The organism is Microbacterium testaceum (assembly GCF_006539145.1).
GTDB classification, from domain to species: domain Bacteria; phylum Actinomycetota; class Actinomycetes; order Actinomycetales; family Microbacteriaceae; genus Microbacterium; species Microbacterium testaceum.
The window spans coordinates 19,117-33,410 of the sequence record NZ_BJML01000001.1; the positions used below are offsets into that span (position 1 = coordinate 19,117).

The following is a 14,294-nucleotide window of genomic DNA, read 5'->3' on the forward strand; positions in this document are numbered from 1 at the left end:
GTGGGTCTGCGTTCCTCGATCTACAAGAAGCCCGCACAATTGCGGTCGATGATCGAACCCGGGTTGATCACCGCGGACGCCTTGGATGCCGTGCGCGCGCTGATCGCGCCGGGGGTGACGACGCTCGAGCTCGATGCGGCGGCTTCGGCGCTCATCACGGCGCGCGGAGCGGTATCGAATTTCCAGATGGTCCGCGGGTACCGCCACACGGTCTGCGCGTCGGTGAACGAGCAGGTGGTTCATGGCATCCCGAATGATCGCCCTCTGCAGGCGGGGGACATCCTGTCGATCGATGCGGGAGCAGAGTTCCGCGGATGGAACGGCGATTCCGCCTTCACGGTGATCGTCCCCGGCGATGCTCCCGAGGAGCTCGTCGCTCCTCGCCGTCGCCTGTCGGAGGTGACCGAGGGCTCGCTCTGGGCCGGTATCGCGGCGCTCAGTCGGGCGAGCCACCTCTCCGAGGTCGGAGCCGCCATCGAGCAGTACATCGACGACAACGCACCCGTGGGTGGCTACGGCATCCTGCGCGACTACGTGGGCCACGGTATCGGCCGCAAGATGCACGAGTCGCCGAGCATCTTCAATTACGCCGTGGCCGATCGCGGCCCCGAGGTGCGCCCCGGCCTGGCCGTCGCGATCGAGCCGATGGTCGTCATCGGCGATCAGGAGACATTCACCGAAGACGACGGGTGGACCGTCTCGACGGTGGACGGCTCAGCCGGCTCCCACTGGGAACATAGTGTCGCCGTGCATGATGGGGGCATCTGGGTCCTCACCGCGCACGACGGCGGTGCCGAGAAACTGGCGCCGTTCGGTGTGGTGCCGAAGGAGATCGATTGATGATGATGGCCGCTGCGCGGAAGACCACCAACTGGTTCGCGATCGGAGTGACCGCCGCCGCCCTGGTGGTGGTCCTCATCGTCGGGGGAGTGGTGTGGTTCGCCAACAGCCAGGCCACCTCGCCGGGTACGCTGCCGCAGGCCTCCGCCGTCAACACCGAGACCGGCGCGATCTCCGTCGGCACGGGACAAAAGACGGTGGACACCTACATCGACTTCATGTGCCCTATCTGCAATCAGTTCGAGCAGAGTTACGGCCCCACTCTCGATCAGCTCGCCGAGAGCGGCGAGATCACCCTCAACGTGCACCCCATCGCGATCCTGGACTCCAGGTCCCAGGGAACGCAGTACTCCACGCGGTCCGCGAACGCTGCTTACTGCGTCGCGGTCGACAATTCCGCGAACATCCCGGCATTCGTGAAGGCCCTGTACGCCCAGCAGCCGACCGAGAACACCGCGGGCCTCGACAATGAGACCCTCGCGAAGATCGCCACCGCTTCGGGGGCCTCGAGTGGCGTCGCCTCCTGCATCACGGACGGGACCTATGCGAAGTTCGTGACGGCCATGACCGAGAAGACCCCGCTGCAGCCCGGGTCGAGTCGCCCCGCCACGCCCACGATCGTCGTCGACGGGAAGACGCTGAACAACCAGCAGGATCTCACCGGCGACCCCCAGAAGGACATCGTCCAGCGTCTGGGATAGGTGCGTTCGTGGCGTTGTGCTCGCCACCTCGCGCCAATAGGGTCCGATTATGATCCGAAAAAAACTCTCAGCGGTGGCGGTTGCGACAGCGGTTCTGGCCGCGGGCCTGGTCGGATTCGGAGCGAGCCCCGCGTTCGCGGCCGGCGGGTGCTCCTCCTTGACCCGTGACAATCAGAACATCACGGGTTCGTGCCATGGGTCGGTGGAGATCTCCTGGACCTGCTCGAGCGACCTCTTCAACACCTTGAACAAGAAGGTCATGAACACCGGTGCGGGCCTCTCTTTCACGTTCAAGGCCTGTAACCAGGGTGTGCCCAGAGGTATCGGTATCAGGTCGCTCTGAGCTCCCCCCATCATCTTCAGCGGCCGCCCGCGCATGCGGGCGGCCGCTGAACTTCGCCGGCCACGCGCTCGTTTGACGCGGTCGTCCCGGACGGCCGAGGTGACGCGGTGCGAGTTGTAGAACACTCGGCTACCACGTATGATTGATCTTTGGTGCGTTGCGCCTTCATTGGCGTGTCGACGTATCGAATCCCCATCCACCGCAGACCGGCCGGTCTGCAACTGAGCGTGAGCGAGTTTATGGCGAAGAAAGACGGTGTCATCGAGATCGAGGGCACGGTGTCCGAAGCACTGCCCAACGCGATGTTCCGTGTCGAGCTGACGAACGGGCACAAGGTGCTCGCGACCATCTCGGGCAAGATGCGGCAGAACTACATCCGCATCATCCCGGAGGACCGCGTCGTCGTCGAACTGAGCCCGTACGACCTCACTCGCGGTCGTATCGTCTACCGCTACCGCTGAGTCCGGCCGAGAAGTAACGACCGCAACCGCGAGTCGAAGACAGCGAAATCAGGAACATCATGAAGGTCAATCCCTCCGTCAAGCCCATCTGCGACCACTGCAAGGTGATCCGTCGCCACGGGCGCGTGATGGTGATCTGCAAGAGCAACCCGCGCCACAAGCAGCGCCAGGGCTGAGCTTCGAGCTCGACACCTTTCCAACTGAATACACAACGGCAGGATCAGATCCCACTCGCTCGCGCGAACGGGGGACACCTCGGGTCGGAGGCCCGAGCACCGATCCTGCTCCACACCTCCAGCACACTCTGAGGAGAGCCGCATGGCACGTCTTGCCGGCGTCGACATCCCGCGCGATAAGCGCGTGGTGATCGCACTTACTTACATCTACGGCGTGGGTCGCACCCGCTCCGTCGAGATCCTGAACGCAACGGACATCAGCCAGGACATCCGCGTCAAGGACCTCACCGACGACCAGCTGGTTGCTCTGCGCGACCACATCGAAGGCACCTACAAGGTGGAGGGTGACCTCCGTCGCGAGGTCGCCGCCGACATCCGCCGCAAGGTCGAGATCGGTTCCTACGAGGGCCTGCGCCACCGCCGCGGCCTCCCCGTGCGCGGACAGCGTACGAAGACGAACGCGCGTACCCGCAAGGGTCCCAAGCGCACGGTCGCCGGCAAGAAGAAGGCGCGCTAGGCCTCCGCCGGCGCAGGATTCAGGAGAACCGCACATGGCACAGGCCAAGTCTGCCGCGCGCAAGCCGCGCCGCAAGGAGAAGAAGAACATCGCCGTGGGTCAGGCCCACATCAAGTCGACGTTCAACAACACGATCGTTTCGATCACCGACCCCTCGGGCGCCGTCATCAGCTGGGCCTCGTCCGGCGGTGTCGGATTCAAGGGTTCGCGCAAGTCGACGCCTTACGCCGCAGGCATGGCCGCGGAGTCGGCCGCTCGCCAGGCGCAGGAGCACGGCGTCAAGAAGGTCGACGTCTTCGTGAAGGGTCCGGGTTCGGGTCGTGAGACCGCGATCCGCTCGCTGACCGCGGCCGGCCTCGAGGTCGGCTCCATCCAGGACGTGACGCCCCAGGCCCACAACGGCTGCCGTCCGCCCAAGCGTCGCCGCGTCTGACGCGTTCCGTTCCCGGGGAGTGCTCGCCACTCCCCGGGAACGCCGCGCTCACGCGCGACCTCAGACTTCCGGATGCCGTGACGCCCTCCCGACGCCATCGTCGGGTCCCATGGCATCCCGCGAGTACAACTCAATACCTCACCCCATTACACGTGTCATATAGCGGGCACGTGATCGAAAGGAACACATAGTGCTCATCGCACAGCGTCCCACTCTGACCGAGGAGAAGATCGGGGAGTTCCGCAGCCGTTTCGTCATCGAGCCGCTGGAGCCCGGTTTCGGTTACACGATCGGCAACGCGCTGCGTCGCAGCCTCCTGTCGTCGATCCCCGGCGCGGCCGTCACGAGCATCCGCATCGACGGCGTCCTCCACGAGTTCAGCACGATCCCGGGCGTGAAGGAAGACGTCACCGAGATCATCTTGAACATCAAGCAGCTGGTCGTCTCGAGCGAGCGCGACGAGCCCATCACGGCGTATCTGCGCAAGACCGGCGCCGGTGAGGTCACCGCCGCCGACATCTCCGCTCCGGCGGGTGTCGAAGTGCACAACCCCGAGCTGGTCATCGCCACGCTGAACGACACGGCGAAGTTCGAGCTCGAGCTCACCATCGAGCGTGGCCGCGGCTACGTCTCGGCGACCCAGAACCGCAACGAGTACGCCGAGGCCGGTCAGATCCCGATCGACTCGATCTACTCGCCCGTGCTCAAGGTCAGCTACCGCGTCGACGCCACCCGTGCCGGTGAGCGCACCGACTTCGACAAGCTCGTCCTCGACGTCGAGTCGAAGGCCTCGATCGCCCCGCGCGACGCCGTGGCCTCGGCTGGTCGCACCCTCGTCGAGCTCTTCGGCCTGGCCCGTGAGCTGAACGTCGAGGCCGAGGGCATCGAGATCGGCCCCGCGCCGGTCGAGACCGTCCTCTCCAACGAGCTGTCGATGCCGATCGAGGATCTCGATCTGTCGGTGCGCTCGTACAACTGCCTCAAGCGCGAGGGCATCAACACCGTTTCGGAGCTGGTCGCCCTTTCCGAGACGCAGCTGATGAACATCCGCAACTTCGGTCAGAAGTCGGTCGACGAGGTGCGCGACAAGCTCACCTCCCTCGGCCTGTCGCTCAAGGACTCGGTGCCCGGTTTCGACGGCGCCCAGTTCTACAGCGGCTACGACGAAGAAACCGTCTGACCCTGTCGGACCCGACCGAACCTCTCCTGGAGTAATACGACATGCCCAAGCCCACGAAGGGTCCCCGCCTCGGAGGCGGCCCGGCCCACGAGCGTCTGCTTCTCGCGAACCTCGCGGCAGCTCTCTACACGCACAAGTCCATCAAGACGACCGAGACCAAGGCCAAGCGCCTCCGTCCGCTCGCCGAACGTCTCATCACCTTCGCCAAGCGTGGCGACCTCCACGCGCGTCGTCGCGTGCTGAGCGTCATCGGCGACAAAGAGGTCGTTCACACCCTCTTCACCGAGATCGCGCCGCTGGTGGCCGAGCGTGACGGCGGCTACACCCGCATCACGAAGGTCGGCAACCGCAAGGGCGACAACGCCCCCATGGCCGTGATCGAGCTCGTTCTCGAGCCCGTCACGAAGAAGGCGTCCCACAAGGCTGCTGCGGCTCCCGCCGCCGCTGCTGCGCCGGCCGCCGACGAGCCCGTCGCGGATGAGCCCGCTGCCGAGGAGACCTCCACGGACGAGGCCGCCGACGCCGGAGCCGAGTCGCCCGAGGAAGGCGCCGCCGCTGAGGCCGCTGCCGACGACGCCGTCCAGGACGACGCCAAGGCCTGAGTCTCCTGACTCGCACGAAGCCCCCACCCGGTTCGGGTGGGGGCTTCGTCGTCCTCCGCGGGGGACGCTCGCTCGTAGGCTTGACCTCGTGCGCATCCGACTCGACATCGCCTACGACGGCTCGCAGTTCCGCGGATGGGCCCGACAACCCGGGCTACGCACCGTGCAGGGTGAGCTGGAGAACGCTCTCGCACGCATCATCGGCGGCGATCCACGACTCGTGGTGGCCGGGCGAACCGATGCGGGAGTGCACGCGTCGGGTCAGGTCGCGCACCTCGACCTCGACCCAGACCAGGTCGCCCGTTTGCCGCGGCGTCGTCGGGACAACGATGAAGCCGACGCCATCGCAGCCCTCGCCGGTCGCGTCCGCGGGGTCCTCGGAGCATACGCCGACGTGACGGTTTCGCGGACCTCGCGCGCTCCCGCGGGCTTCGACGCGAGGTTCTCGGCCGTCTGGCGGCGGTACAGCTACCGCCTCGCCGATGCCACGACCGCGTACGACCCCCTCGACAGGAAGCGGACGACGTCCGTTCGAAGCATCCTCGACGTGGAAGCGATGGATGCCGCGGCCTCCCGCCTCATCGGGCTCCACGACTTCGCCGCCTACTGCAAGGCCCGCGAAGAGGCGACCACGATCCGCACGCTGCTCGAGTACGACTGGCGTCGGGACGACACCGGAGTCCTGATCGCGAACGTCCGGGCCGATGCGTTCTGCCACAGCATGGTGCGCGCTCTCGTCGGGGCCTGCGTCGCGGTGGGGGAAGGCCGCATCGGGATCGACGACGTGGTCGCGATCCGCGAGGCACGCATGCGGATCCCCGAGACGAAGGTCCTGGCCGCACGCGGGTTGGTCCTCGCGGAGGTGGGCTACCCGGCGGACGGTCTGCTCGCGGCTCGTGCGGAGCAGACGCGCAACCGCAGGGATGCCGAGGACCCGGCATCCTGATCTCTTCTCCCGCCCTCCGTGCAACCCTCAGTGAGCCTCGTGCGAGCGCCCGTATGCTGTCAACGCCATGAAGGTCATCTCGTACAACCTCAACAAACACCGGGCGGCTGGCGAGCTCGTCGATCTCGTCGAGAAGCACGAGGCTGACGTGCTCTGTCTGCAGGAATGCGATAGCACGGACATCCCCGAGCGCATCGGCGGTCTTCGGCTGGCGGAGGCCACGCAGCGCAACCGTTTGGGGCTGGCTCTTTACTACCGCGAGAACACCTTCCGCGCGGAGGACGTCCGAGCGATCGGCCTGAAGAAGTCGTTGCACGACCGCGTGCTGAAGCCCGCTGAAGAGCGCATGCTCGGCGTACGACTGCGTGATATCGACAACGGGCGCGATGTCATCGTCGCGTCCTTTCACGCGGCACCGCTGACGGCGCTCAACTCTCTGCGTCGCCATCAGATCCGTACGGCGCTGTCGGAGCTGCAGAACCTCGGGCCGGGTCTGCCAGCGCTCATGGTGGGCGACTACAACTACCCGGTCTTCAAAGAGAATCTCGGCCAGAAGGTCCGCGACCAGGGATACGAGCTGACGCTCAGCGATACCCGCACGTACACGCGTTATCGGTTCTTCCGGGGACACTACGATTTCGCGACATCGATCGGGTTCGACATCGCGCACATCAAGACGTTGCCCCAGGGGCTCAGCGACCACCTGCCCATCCTCATCACCGCTGAGGTGACACAGGGGCACGGGTCCAGCCTCGTCTGAAGGCTGAGCGGTGCGTCGTGGCGCGGCGCGAACCTCGATCCCGACCGCGGCGGCAGCTCCGAGCACGCCGTTGAACGACGTTTCCGCGCGCGGAGCGGGTGCGGCGGAACGCGTCGTCCGGGCGGGGGCGGCAGATCACGCGGCCACCTCAGGGGTGCAGACCCGCCGCCCGCGTCTTCCCGCCACCTACACTGGGTGAAACGATCCGAGGGAGGATTCATGGCGCTCGCAGAGCATCGCGGCAGGGTGGTCATCGGCGTTGCCGTGGCGGTTTCGGCCCTTCTCGGTCTCACCGGCTGCGGAGCGCCGCCGTGGGCCCAGGGCGGCGCTCAAGCCCCCGAGTCGCCCTCGCCGTCGGCCACAGCGACCGCGGCTCCACAGCCCGTTCGCAACGATCTGTCGAGCGGCTCCACGCAGCGCTCGCTGACGGCCGGCTCCGTGGCCGCCACGGTGAACTACTGGTCTACCCTCGCTATGGATCGCTGGACGGCCACGGCCCTCAAGCCCGTGAACCTGTCGATGGAGACGACGGTGACGCCCAACGACGGACAGAAGGTGTACCTGCAGCGGGCCACGATGACAGCGGTCCCGGGAAACGCCTCGCAGTCTTTCTCCGCGCTCACTCCGCAGAGCGATCAGACAGACGCGCCCGGCTATCTCGTGCTCTCGCCGTACAGCTACTCGCAGACCTTCAACGTCGGTGAGGTGCCCGCTGAGGCGACTTTCGTCACGCTCCAGTTCACCTACGAGTTCCTCGTCCAGACCACCCCGACATCCACCGAGTTCGCGAAGCAGACCGCGAGCGACACACTCACCGTCGCGATCGCGGGCGGGGGAGAGGCCGGTTGATCAGGCGCGGACGCGCTCCCAGCAATCGCCGCCTCGTCGGGTGGCCTCACAGGCCGCGGCATCCGCGTCGACGATGAGAGCGTTCAAGTCGTAATCGGCCGCTTTCGCCGGCACCCATCCGATGCTCGCCGAGAGTTGGATATCGATGTAGGCCGACACATCGAGCTCGGTGATCTGTCGGAGGAGGGTGCGCACGAGCTCGCGCAGCACCGAGTCGGGGCGTGAGACGACGACGACCACTCGTCCTCGGATCTCGCGACCCAGGTCAGCTTCGGCCGGAAAAGTATCGGCGACGAGCGATTCGAACTGCCCCACGAGACGGAGCCAGCCGCTTTCCCCGGCGGCGCTGCGCAGCTGGGCGGGATCGTCGAGCCGGACCGTCAGGACGGCCCACGACTCCTCCTGTGCGCGTCGGGCTCGAGCCAGGCGGTCCGTCGCGGTGACGACGAAGTGGGGCCAGCTCGATGCCGCGCGACGTCCGCTGGGTGACACCGAGGTGAAGTACAGCAGGGACACGGTCGCGCAGACGAGGAAGACCAGCATGCCGAGCCCGTTGAGCACACGGGGAAGCGCGAGGTCGCCCAGTGCGGTCGGGGCGGCGAGTCCGGAGACGAGAGTGCCGACCCCGAGCGCGACGAAGATGGCACAGACGACCGTGAGAGGCAGCGCCAGCCTTTCGAGGCGGTCGGCCGCGCGGCGGAGCTCCCAGACCGTGAGCCCGGCGAACACGGAGGAGGCGACGAAAGCCAGGCGGAAGACGAGCCCGTATGCGCTCGTATCGGTGACGAGAACGAAGATCAGGGCGGTGGCCAGCGCCTGGATCGCGCTCACCCAGGGGAGGGCGCGCACGCCGCGGCGGGCACGGAAGCCCGACCAGATCAGAGCGGGTGCGCCGAGCATGAGACCGAGACCCGCACGGCGGACCGACTCCTCGTTCAGCATCGCACCGGTCACCGATACCCAGGTGCTCGTCATTGCCAGCACGAACGCGAGGGACCACAGGAGGGCCGATCGCGAGGGGCGGTGCAGGAAACCCAGTCCGATGATCATGACCGTGCCGAGGGTGGCGATCGTAGCCTGAGCCAGCCCCAGATTCGAGAGGACGTCGGACGGCATCACGACGCTCCGGCGTCGACGCGGGCGGGAAGGATGACCGTCACGGTAGTGCCGGTGCCCAACTCGCTCTCGAGGTAGAGAGAACCCCCCTGATCCTCGATGATGCTGCGGATGATGCCCATACCGAGGCCGGTGCCCGGGGTGGGGCTCTCACGGACGGACTGTGCGCGGAAGTAGGGGTCGAAGACGCGCTCGAGGTCGTCGGGATGGATGCCGATGCCGGTGTCGGCGAAGTGGAGGATGACATCGTCCGGGGAGACGTCGCCGGAGATGCGGATCGTGCCTCCCGCGGGTGTGTACTTGATCGCGTTGCTCAAGATGTTGTCGAACGCCTGCCGTAGCCGGAATGCGTCCCCGACCACCTCGGCGGTGTCGGGCAGGTCGTCCACCACGCTCACCCTGCGCGCCGCCGCGGCGGGACGGAACGACGCCAGCGACGAGGCGATGATGCGGCTGGCGTCGGCGGCGACGGGGGAGGAGGTCTCGCGGAACACCCCCCTCGAGGTCGCGAGGATCTCGGAGATGAGCTTCTGCATACGCTCGCCGGCGCCGGCGATCACCTCGAGCTGCTCGCGTACCTTCGGCGGCAGGTTCGGGTCGTCGAGTGCGAGATCGGCATGGCCGATGATCGCGGTCAGCGGGTTCCGCAGCTCGTGAGACACGGTCGCCGCGAGGCGCTCGCGTGCGCGTTCGGACTCGATCAGCGCCGTGATGTCGTGAACGATGAGCAGCGTGCTCTCGGGCTCGTCGGAGGAGATGAGCCGGCGCGTCGACGCGGAAAGGGCGTGCCACTCGCCATGGGGATCGAAGAGCCAGACGCGCTCGTCGTCGAATTGCTCCCCCCGCGATGCCCGCGCGAAGGGGCGCTCGGCCTCGGGGAGCGGTTCGCCGCGCAACGTCGCGTACTCGACCGCCGCGCCCGGACGCTGCGGCTCGTCGCGTTCGACCCCGTACAACGCGACGTACGTGTCGTTCAGCGCCAGCACTTCGCCGTCCACGGAGAGACGCGCGATGCCGGTGTCGAGCCCATTTAGCATCTGCGATACGCGGCGTTCCTGGCCGGACACGCGCTGGAGGGTCCCCTGGAGCCGGCTCGCTTGGCGACGCAGCAGCTGCTTGAAGGCCCGTGTCTGTCGCGCCGAGAGGAAGGAGGTGATGGCGATGAACGTCAGAGAGAGCAGAACGACGATCAGCCGGAGGGCGGTCACCGGCCCGGAGGCATTCACCGTGGCATCCACCACGATGATCACGCCCACCGTGCTGAGCGCAGAGATGAGGTAGACGAGCGTGAAGTGCGTCGCGATCCAGATGATGGGGAAGACCCAGAAGAAGCTGAAGCGCAGATCGGTGCCGTAGCTCAGGAGCCCGATGCCGACGATGTCGCCGAACGGGATGACGGCGACCGCTGAACGGGGGATCTTCTGCCAGGGTACGACCATCGCCAGCGCCGTCAGCGCGATGATGACACCCACGCCGGAGGAGAAGGGCCACAGGGAGAAAAGCGCGGGCTCGAGGGCCTGGACGAGCAGGACCGTGATGACCACGCTCGCCCCGAGAACGAGTTGCAGCAGCCACACCGACCGGGTGCGACTGCCCGGATTGGTCGCGTCGTCGTCGGGGATGCCCCCCGGAGGAACCGCCGGAGGGACGCTCCTCATGGATGCCATTCTCCGAGTGTATAGAGAGTGGTGTAGTCTGCTGCGCGCCATCCTGTCTCTGCTCGCCGCGCGTGGTCTCCGATCGCGTCGCCCGGTCAGACTCCCCCTGAGGCCTGCATCCTGCAGCGTGATGGTCGATCATCGACCTCTTGCGCCTTCCGCGCCTTTCCTCAGGAGACACCTGTGAGCAAGCTCTCTCGCCGCCGTGTGCGCGCCGCAGCCGCGACCCTCGCCCTCGCCATCGTCGCGCCGGCCGTGCTCTCGGGATGCAGCCAGATCACCGATGTGCTCGGCGCGTTCCCCGGACAAGCGGGGAGCAATCAGTCCGTCGTCGTGGCGACGCCGGCGCCGCAGGCCTCGGCGGGGACGAAACCCTTCGACTCGCAGTTCACCTACGACGGATCGGTCCGACTGACGTCGCAGGTCGCCGACGGGCTCGAGCTGCGGCTCGACGTCTGGGCGGTCGATCCGAAGCGCACGATGGAGTGGACCGCGACGAACGAGAAGCAACTCGGCTTCGCTGTCAACATCGTCGACGACCGTGTCGACGAGAAGGCCGTCCTCGCCCAGAAGCGTCGCGTCTACGTCTCGTCGATCTCCATCACCTCCCAGACCGCGCAGACCAGCGGACAGGTGTCGAGCCCGTTCCAGTTCAGCGCCGATCCGCGGACGCTGGTTCCTTCGGACACCCTGCGCTCCGACCGAGGGCTCCTGTTGAACAGCTTCCAGGGCGGACTCCTCGTTCCGACCACGTCGATCCGGCAGCTGCCGGCGGACACCTACGGCATCACGCTGGAGTTCGCACTGAACGTCGCCGTCGAGGGCACGGCGAACACCGACACGTCGTTCAGCCAGCAGACGGTGTACCAGTACCTCCCCATCGCGATCTTCGCCGACGAGGGCCAGTCCACGAGCGGTCAGAGCACGGGGACATCGAGCACGACCGGCCGCGCTCCGGGCTGGGGTCAGACAACGAACCAGGGCTGAACCGCTCCCGGCGGACTCAGTCGTTCCGCGGCTGGCCCAGACGGTGCCGCGACCGCCGGCTCTCCATGAGCCAGGAGAGGTCGTCGACGTCGCGGAGAAGATGGTGCTCGAAAGAGAGGTCGGGCACGTCGTCGTAATCGATCGAGGGCATGCGCCGGGCGAACGCGCGTCGGAGCGATTCCTCGACGTCCGTCGCGTCGGTCGTCACGGGAGCGACGGCGAAGACCGTGTCTCGGGCCGGCATCCCCGTGACGACATCGGTGAGGGCATCCGAGGCGGCGTCGGCCACGGTGCGCAGCATCGTGTCGGCGCGCTCGCCGCTGTGCGCGGCGCGGATCAGGTCGAGCTCGGGCACCCGCACGAGCGTCGCGCGGACGATCGAGTGCTCGGCGAGCAGGCGGGACGTCTCGCGGCGTAGGGCGCCCCGGTCGTGCGCTCGCGTGCCGGGCGCCGGGTCGTCGTCGAGCTGGCGTCCGATCCACACCGCGCTGACCGAGACCAGAGTGATCGCCACAGCGCTGACCGCGGCCGTCGCCTCGGCGGAGACCGGACCCTGCCGAAGAAGCGGCGCCAGGCCGAACGCGGCGACGACGGCGAGACGAGCGAGGTTGTAGACGGCGTAAAGACTCAGGGTCCAGGAGAGCAGACGCGCCCCGCCCAGCTGCCCTACGGGAGGGCGTGCGCACTCCAGCGCGCACAGTGCCGAGAACATCACCAGACCGGCCGTCTTCAGCAGGGTCGCATCATCGAGGGGCACGAGGAAGGTGAGGCCGAACAGGAGGATTCCGCCGGCCCCCGTGCTGATGGCGCCGATCGCGCGCCGACCGTTGAGCCGCCGCACCCCCGCCCAGAGAAGGCCGACGGCCATGATGTTGGTGGCGTTCCCCGCGGCTGCCGCGGCCACGGAATCCCAGGCGGTCTCCATGACGTTCATCGCTCCGCAGAGCAGGGCGGCAATGGCGGACAAGCCGAAGTAGCGGACCATGTCGGCGCGCGCTCCACCGCGATCGTCTTCCGGGCGGCCGTGCGCCAAGAACAGCATGGTGAGGGCTACGCCCGCGGCGGCGATGGATGCCAGCAGGGCGAGGACGATCACGGACGGTCGTCTCCTTCGAATGTCCGCCGCAATCTTGAGGAAATCTTGCGGGGACGGTGGTCGTTTTACAGCGGTCGTCTTGCGGCGAACCTACCAGAGTAGGTCTCGGCCGATACGCCGCGAGAACCGACAGGAAGACAACGCCATGACCGATGCGCGCAGCTTCACCTCCCACGCCCGGGACTTCGACATGCACCCGGGCGCACTCGGGACAGCAGGCGAGCAGGGGTTCGCCGACGACTTCGCCGCCGTGCTCGAGAACACTTCGGTGCACCGCTCCACCATCGGCTGCGTCATTCCGGCGTACAACGAGGAGGAGTCGATCGCTGACGTGATCGAGGCCCTGCTCGCGCAGACTCGCGTGCCGGACGTCATCCACGTCGTCGTCAACAACACCTCCGACGCGACGGTGAAGATCGCCTCCGAGTACAGCGGGCCGCACGAACTGCACACCGAGCTCGGCGAGCAGTTCACCGAGGTCTTCGTCCACGACATCGGCAAGAACCCCGACAAGAAGGTCGGCGCGCTCAACTACGGCTACTCGCTCGTCGAGGGTTACGACTACCTCCTCGGCGTCGACGGCGACACCATCGCCGACAGCAAGGCCGTCGAGTACCTCGAGACGGAGGCGATCTCGGACTCCCGCATCGGGGGGATCTCGGCGATCTACACGATCGACGACAAGCCCATCAAAGGCCTGGTCGCACGGTTCCTCACGGCGGGTCAGCGCACGCAGTTCGCGGCCTTCAACCTGCAGAACATGCTGCGGGGCCGCAACATGGCCGTCCTGGGCGGGCAGTTCTCGATCTTCTCGACCAACGCCCTGCGCGACGCGATGAAGCAGAACCACCAGAGCACCCCGTGGGTCAAGGACTCCGAGGTGGAGGACTCGCTGCTGTCGCTCCAGATCAAGAGCGCCGGTTACCTGACCAAGATCAGCCCGTACGCTCGAGCCGACGTGGGTGGCATGACGACGTTGTCGGGCTACGACGCTCAGCAGGTGAAGTGGACGTACGGGGCCATCGAGCTCATGTGGCCCGGGCAGCGCGGCGACACCAAGGGGCAGCCGTTCCACCCGAACCTCCGCCTGCGGTGGTTCGAGAACTTCGGCATGCTCACGAACCTCTTCGTCCGCGTGGCCTTCCTGACCCTTCTCGCCGGTTCGCTGACGATCCACGCCTTCGTCTTCTCGCCGCTGTGGCTGATCCCCCCGGTGATCGCCATGCTGCTGAACCTCCGCATCGCCCGCACGATGAAGAATGTCGACCGCACGGACGTCCTGTTCGCGGTGCTCTTCTTCCCCGCGGAGATCTTCATGTGGATCCGCATCAGCCACTTCGTCCGCTCGTGGACCCGCTTCCTCTCGCGCAAGAAGGTCGACAACTGGGCGATGCAGGCCAAGGCCGAGCGCGGTGGTGGTCTCGGACACTGGACGCCGATGGTCGTCCTGATCGCCGTCGCCATCGCCCTCGCGGTGATCTGGGTCATGGTCGGGCCGATGGTGCAGTCGTCGATCCTGTGGATCGGCTGGCCCATCGTCGGTGTCGTGACCGTCCTCCAGACGCTCCTCATGTTCTCCAAGCTCGTCCGTCGCCACCACGGCTTCAAGGTCTGACGGACCCCCGTTCT

At 66.9% G+C, this 14,294-nt stretch carries 17 protein-coding genes; 14 read left to right on the forward strand and 3 right to left on the reverse strand.

Translation table 11 applies throughout. The annotated features are described in order from the left end of the window. The 12 genes from map (at position 1) to MTE01_RS00205 (ending at position 7,808) form a co-directional block, all read left to right on the forward strand. On the forward strand, positions 1-840 hold the full coding sequence (gene map, locus MTE01_RS00150) for a type I methionyl aminopeptidase (RefSeq protein WP_116238679.1): 840 nt from the start codon (positions 1-3) through the stop codon (positions 838-840). Then, entirely contained in the window at positions 840-1,541 is a 702-nt protein-coding gene (locus tag MTE01_RS00155) for a DsbA family protein (protein WP_174799612.1), read from the forward strand. Before map ends, MTE01_RS00155 begins: the two co-directional genes overlap by 1 nt. A 49-nt stretch (positions 1,542-1,590) precedes the next feature. Further along, positions 1,591-1,884, forward strand: coding sequence for a hypothetical protein (locus MTE01_RS00160; RefSeq protein WP_141375035.1), 294 nt, complete (start codon positions 1,591-1,593; stop codon positions 1,882-1,884). Positions 1,885-2,123: 239 nt separating this feature from the next. Continuing rightward, the gene (gene infA, locus MTE01_RS00165; RefSeq protein WP_013583992.1) at positions 2,124-2,345 is read left to right on the forward strand and encodes a translation initiation factor IF-1; all 222 of its coding nucleotides are present in this window, start codon (positions 2,124-2,126) and stop codon (positions 2,343-2,345) included. Between the two features lie 59 nt (positions 2,346-2,404). Next, a complete protein-coding gene (gene rpmJ, locus MTE01_RS00170; RefSeq protein ID WP_005050492.1) occupies positions 2,405-2,521 on the forward strand; it encodes a 50S ribosomal protein L36 in 117 nt (38 codons plus the stop codon). Positions 2,522-2,663: 142 nt separating this feature from the next. Continuing rightward, on the forward strand, positions 2,664-3,038 hold the full coding sequence (rpsM, locus tag MTE01_RS00175) for a 30S ribosomal protein S13 (protein ID WP_056226287.1): 375 nt from the start codon (positions 2,664-2,666) through the stop codon (positions 3,036-3,038). A gap of 34 nt (positions 3,039-3,072) precedes the next feature. Further along, positions 3,073-3,471: a 30S ribosomal protein S11 gene (gene rpsK, locus MTE01_RS00180; protein ID WP_013583990.1), complete on the forward strand. Its 399-nt coding sequence runs from the start codon at positions 3,073-3,075 to the stop codon at positions 3,469-3,471. Positions 3,472-3,661: 190 nt separating this feature from the next. Next, entirely contained in the window at positions 3,662-4,651 is a 990-nt protein-coding gene (locus MTE01_RS00185) for a DNA-directed RNA polymerase subunit alpha (RefSeq protein WP_056226291.1), read from the forward strand. A 41-nt stretch (positions 4,652-4,692) separates the two neighbouring features. Then, positions 4,693-5,253 (forward strand): 50S ribosomal protein L17, encoded by a 561-nt coding sequence (gene rplQ, locus MTE01_RS00190; RefSeq protein ID WP_116238677.1) that lies wholly within the window; start codon positions 4,693-4,695, stop codon positions 5,251-5,253. Between the two features lie 88 nt (positions 5,254-5,341). Further along, positions 5,342-6,199 carry a tRNA pseudouridine(38-40) synthase TruA gene (gene truA / locus MTE01_RS00195; RefSeq protein ID WP_103206772.1) on the forward strand — a complete coding sequence of 286 codons (858 nt, stop codon included), beginning with the start codon at positions 5,342-5,344 and terminating at the stop codon, positions 6,197-6,199. Between the two features lie 67 nt (positions 6,200-6,266). Then, entirely contained in the window at positions 6,267-6,959 is a 693-nt protein-coding gene (locus MTE01_RS00200; RefSeq protein ID WP_103206771.1) for an endonuclease/exonuclease/phosphatase family protein, read from the forward strand. Between the two features lie 219 nt (positions 6,960-7,178). Further along, entirely contained in the window at positions 7,179-7,808 is a 630-nt protein-coding gene (locus MTE01_RS00205) for a hypothetical protein (RefSeq protein WP_141375037.1), read from the forward strand. Here the strand turns inward: MTE01_RS00205 and MTE01_RS00210 are convergent, their stop codons facing one another. Together MTE01_RS00210 and MTE01_RS00215 are read right to left on the reverse strand one after the other, a co-directional pair. Beyond that, on the reverse strand, positions 7,809-8,924 hold the full coding sequence (locus MTE01_RS00210) for a nucleotidyl cyclase domain-containing protein (RefSeq protein ID WP_103206769.1): 1,116 nt from the start codon (positions 8,922-8,924) through the stop codon (positions 7,809-7,811). Further along, positions 8,924-10,582, reverse strand: coding sequence for a sensor histidine kinase (locus tag MTE01_RS00215; protein WP_103206768.1), 1,659 nt, complete (start codon positions 10,580-10,582; stop codon positions 8,924-8,926). Before MTE01_RS00215 ends, MTE01_RS00210 begins: the two co-directional genes overlap by 1 nt. A 183-nt stretch (positions 10,583-10,765) precedes the next feature. Between MTE01_RS00215 and MTE01_RS00220 the strand changes: the two genes are divergently transcribed. After that, complete coding sequence (locus MTE01_RS00220) at positions 10,766-11,569, forward strand: fructose 1,6-bisphosphatase (RefSeq protein ID WP_141375039.1); 804 nt, start codon at positions 10,766-10,768, stop codon at positions 11,567-11,569. 16 nt (positions 11,570-11,585) lie between these two features. Here the strand turns inward: MTE01_RS00220 and MTE01_RS00225 are convergent, their stop codons facing one another. Then, positions 11,586-12,665: a hypothetical protein gene (locus tag MTE01_RS00225; RefSeq protein WP_103206766.1), complete on the reverse strand. Its 1,080-nt coding sequence runs from the start codon at positions 12,663-12,665 to the stop codon at positions 11,586-11,588. A gap of 145 nt (positions 12,666-12,810) precedes the next feature. Here MTE01_RS00225 and MTE01_RS00230 point away from each other — a divergent pair, with 145 nt between their 5' ends. Further along, positions 12,811-14,280 carry a glycosyltransferase family 2 protein gene (locus MTE01_RS00230; RefSeq protein WP_141375042.1) on the forward strand — a complete coding sequence of 490 codons (1,470 nt, stop codon included), beginning with the start codon at positions 12,811-12,813 and terminating at the stop codon, positions 14,278-14,280. Positions 14,281-14,294 lie beyond the last annotated feature (14 nt).

Coding starts and splice junctions, on each gene's coding strand:
- MTE01_RS00155 (WP_174799612.1), top strand. CDS start 840: ATGATGATGGCCGCTGCGCGGAAGACCACCAACTGGTTCGCGATCGGA.
- MTE01_RS00160 (WP_141375035.1), top strand. CDS start 1,591: ATGATCCGAAAAAAACTCTCAGCGGTGGCGGTTGCGACAGCGGTTCTG.
- infA (WP_013583992.1), top strand. CDS start 2,124: ATGGCGAAGAAAGACGGTGTCATCGAGATCGAGGGCACGGTGTCCGAA.
- rpmJ (WP_005050492.1), top strand. CDS start 2,405: ATGAAGGTCAATCCCTCCGTCAAGCCCATCTGCGACCACTGCAAGGTG.
- rpsM (WP_056226287.1), top strand. CDS start 2,664: ATGGCACGTCTTGCCGGCGTCGACATCCCGCGCGATAAGCGCGTGGTG.
- rpsK (WP_013583990.1), top strand. CDS start 3,073: ATGGCACAGGCCAAGTCTGCCGCGCGCAAGCCGCGCCGCAAGGAGAAG.
- rplQ (WP_116238677.1), top strand. CDS start 4,693: ATGCCCAAGCCCACGAAGGGTCCCCGCCTCGGAGGCGGCCCGGCCCAC.
- MTE01_RS00200 (WP_103206771.1), top strand. CDS start 6,267: ATGAAGGTCATCTCGTACAACCTCAACAAACACCGGGCGGCTGGCGAG.
- MTE01_RS00205 (WP_141375037.1), top strand. CDS start 7,179: ATGGCGCTCGCAGAGCATCGCGGCAGGGTGGTCATCGGCGTTGCCGTG.
- MTE01_RS00210 (WP_103206769.1), bottom strand. CDS start 8,924: ATGCCGTCCGACGTCCTCTCGAATCTGGGGCTGGCTCAGGCTACGATC.
- MTE01_RS00215 (WP_103206768.1), bottom strand. CDS start 10,582: ATGAGGAGCGTCCCTCCGGCGGTTCCTCCGGGGGGCATCCCCGACGAC.
- MTE01_RS00230 (WP_141375042.1), top strand. CDS start 12,811: ATGACCGATGCGCGCAGCTTCACCTCCCACGCCCGGGACTTCGACATG.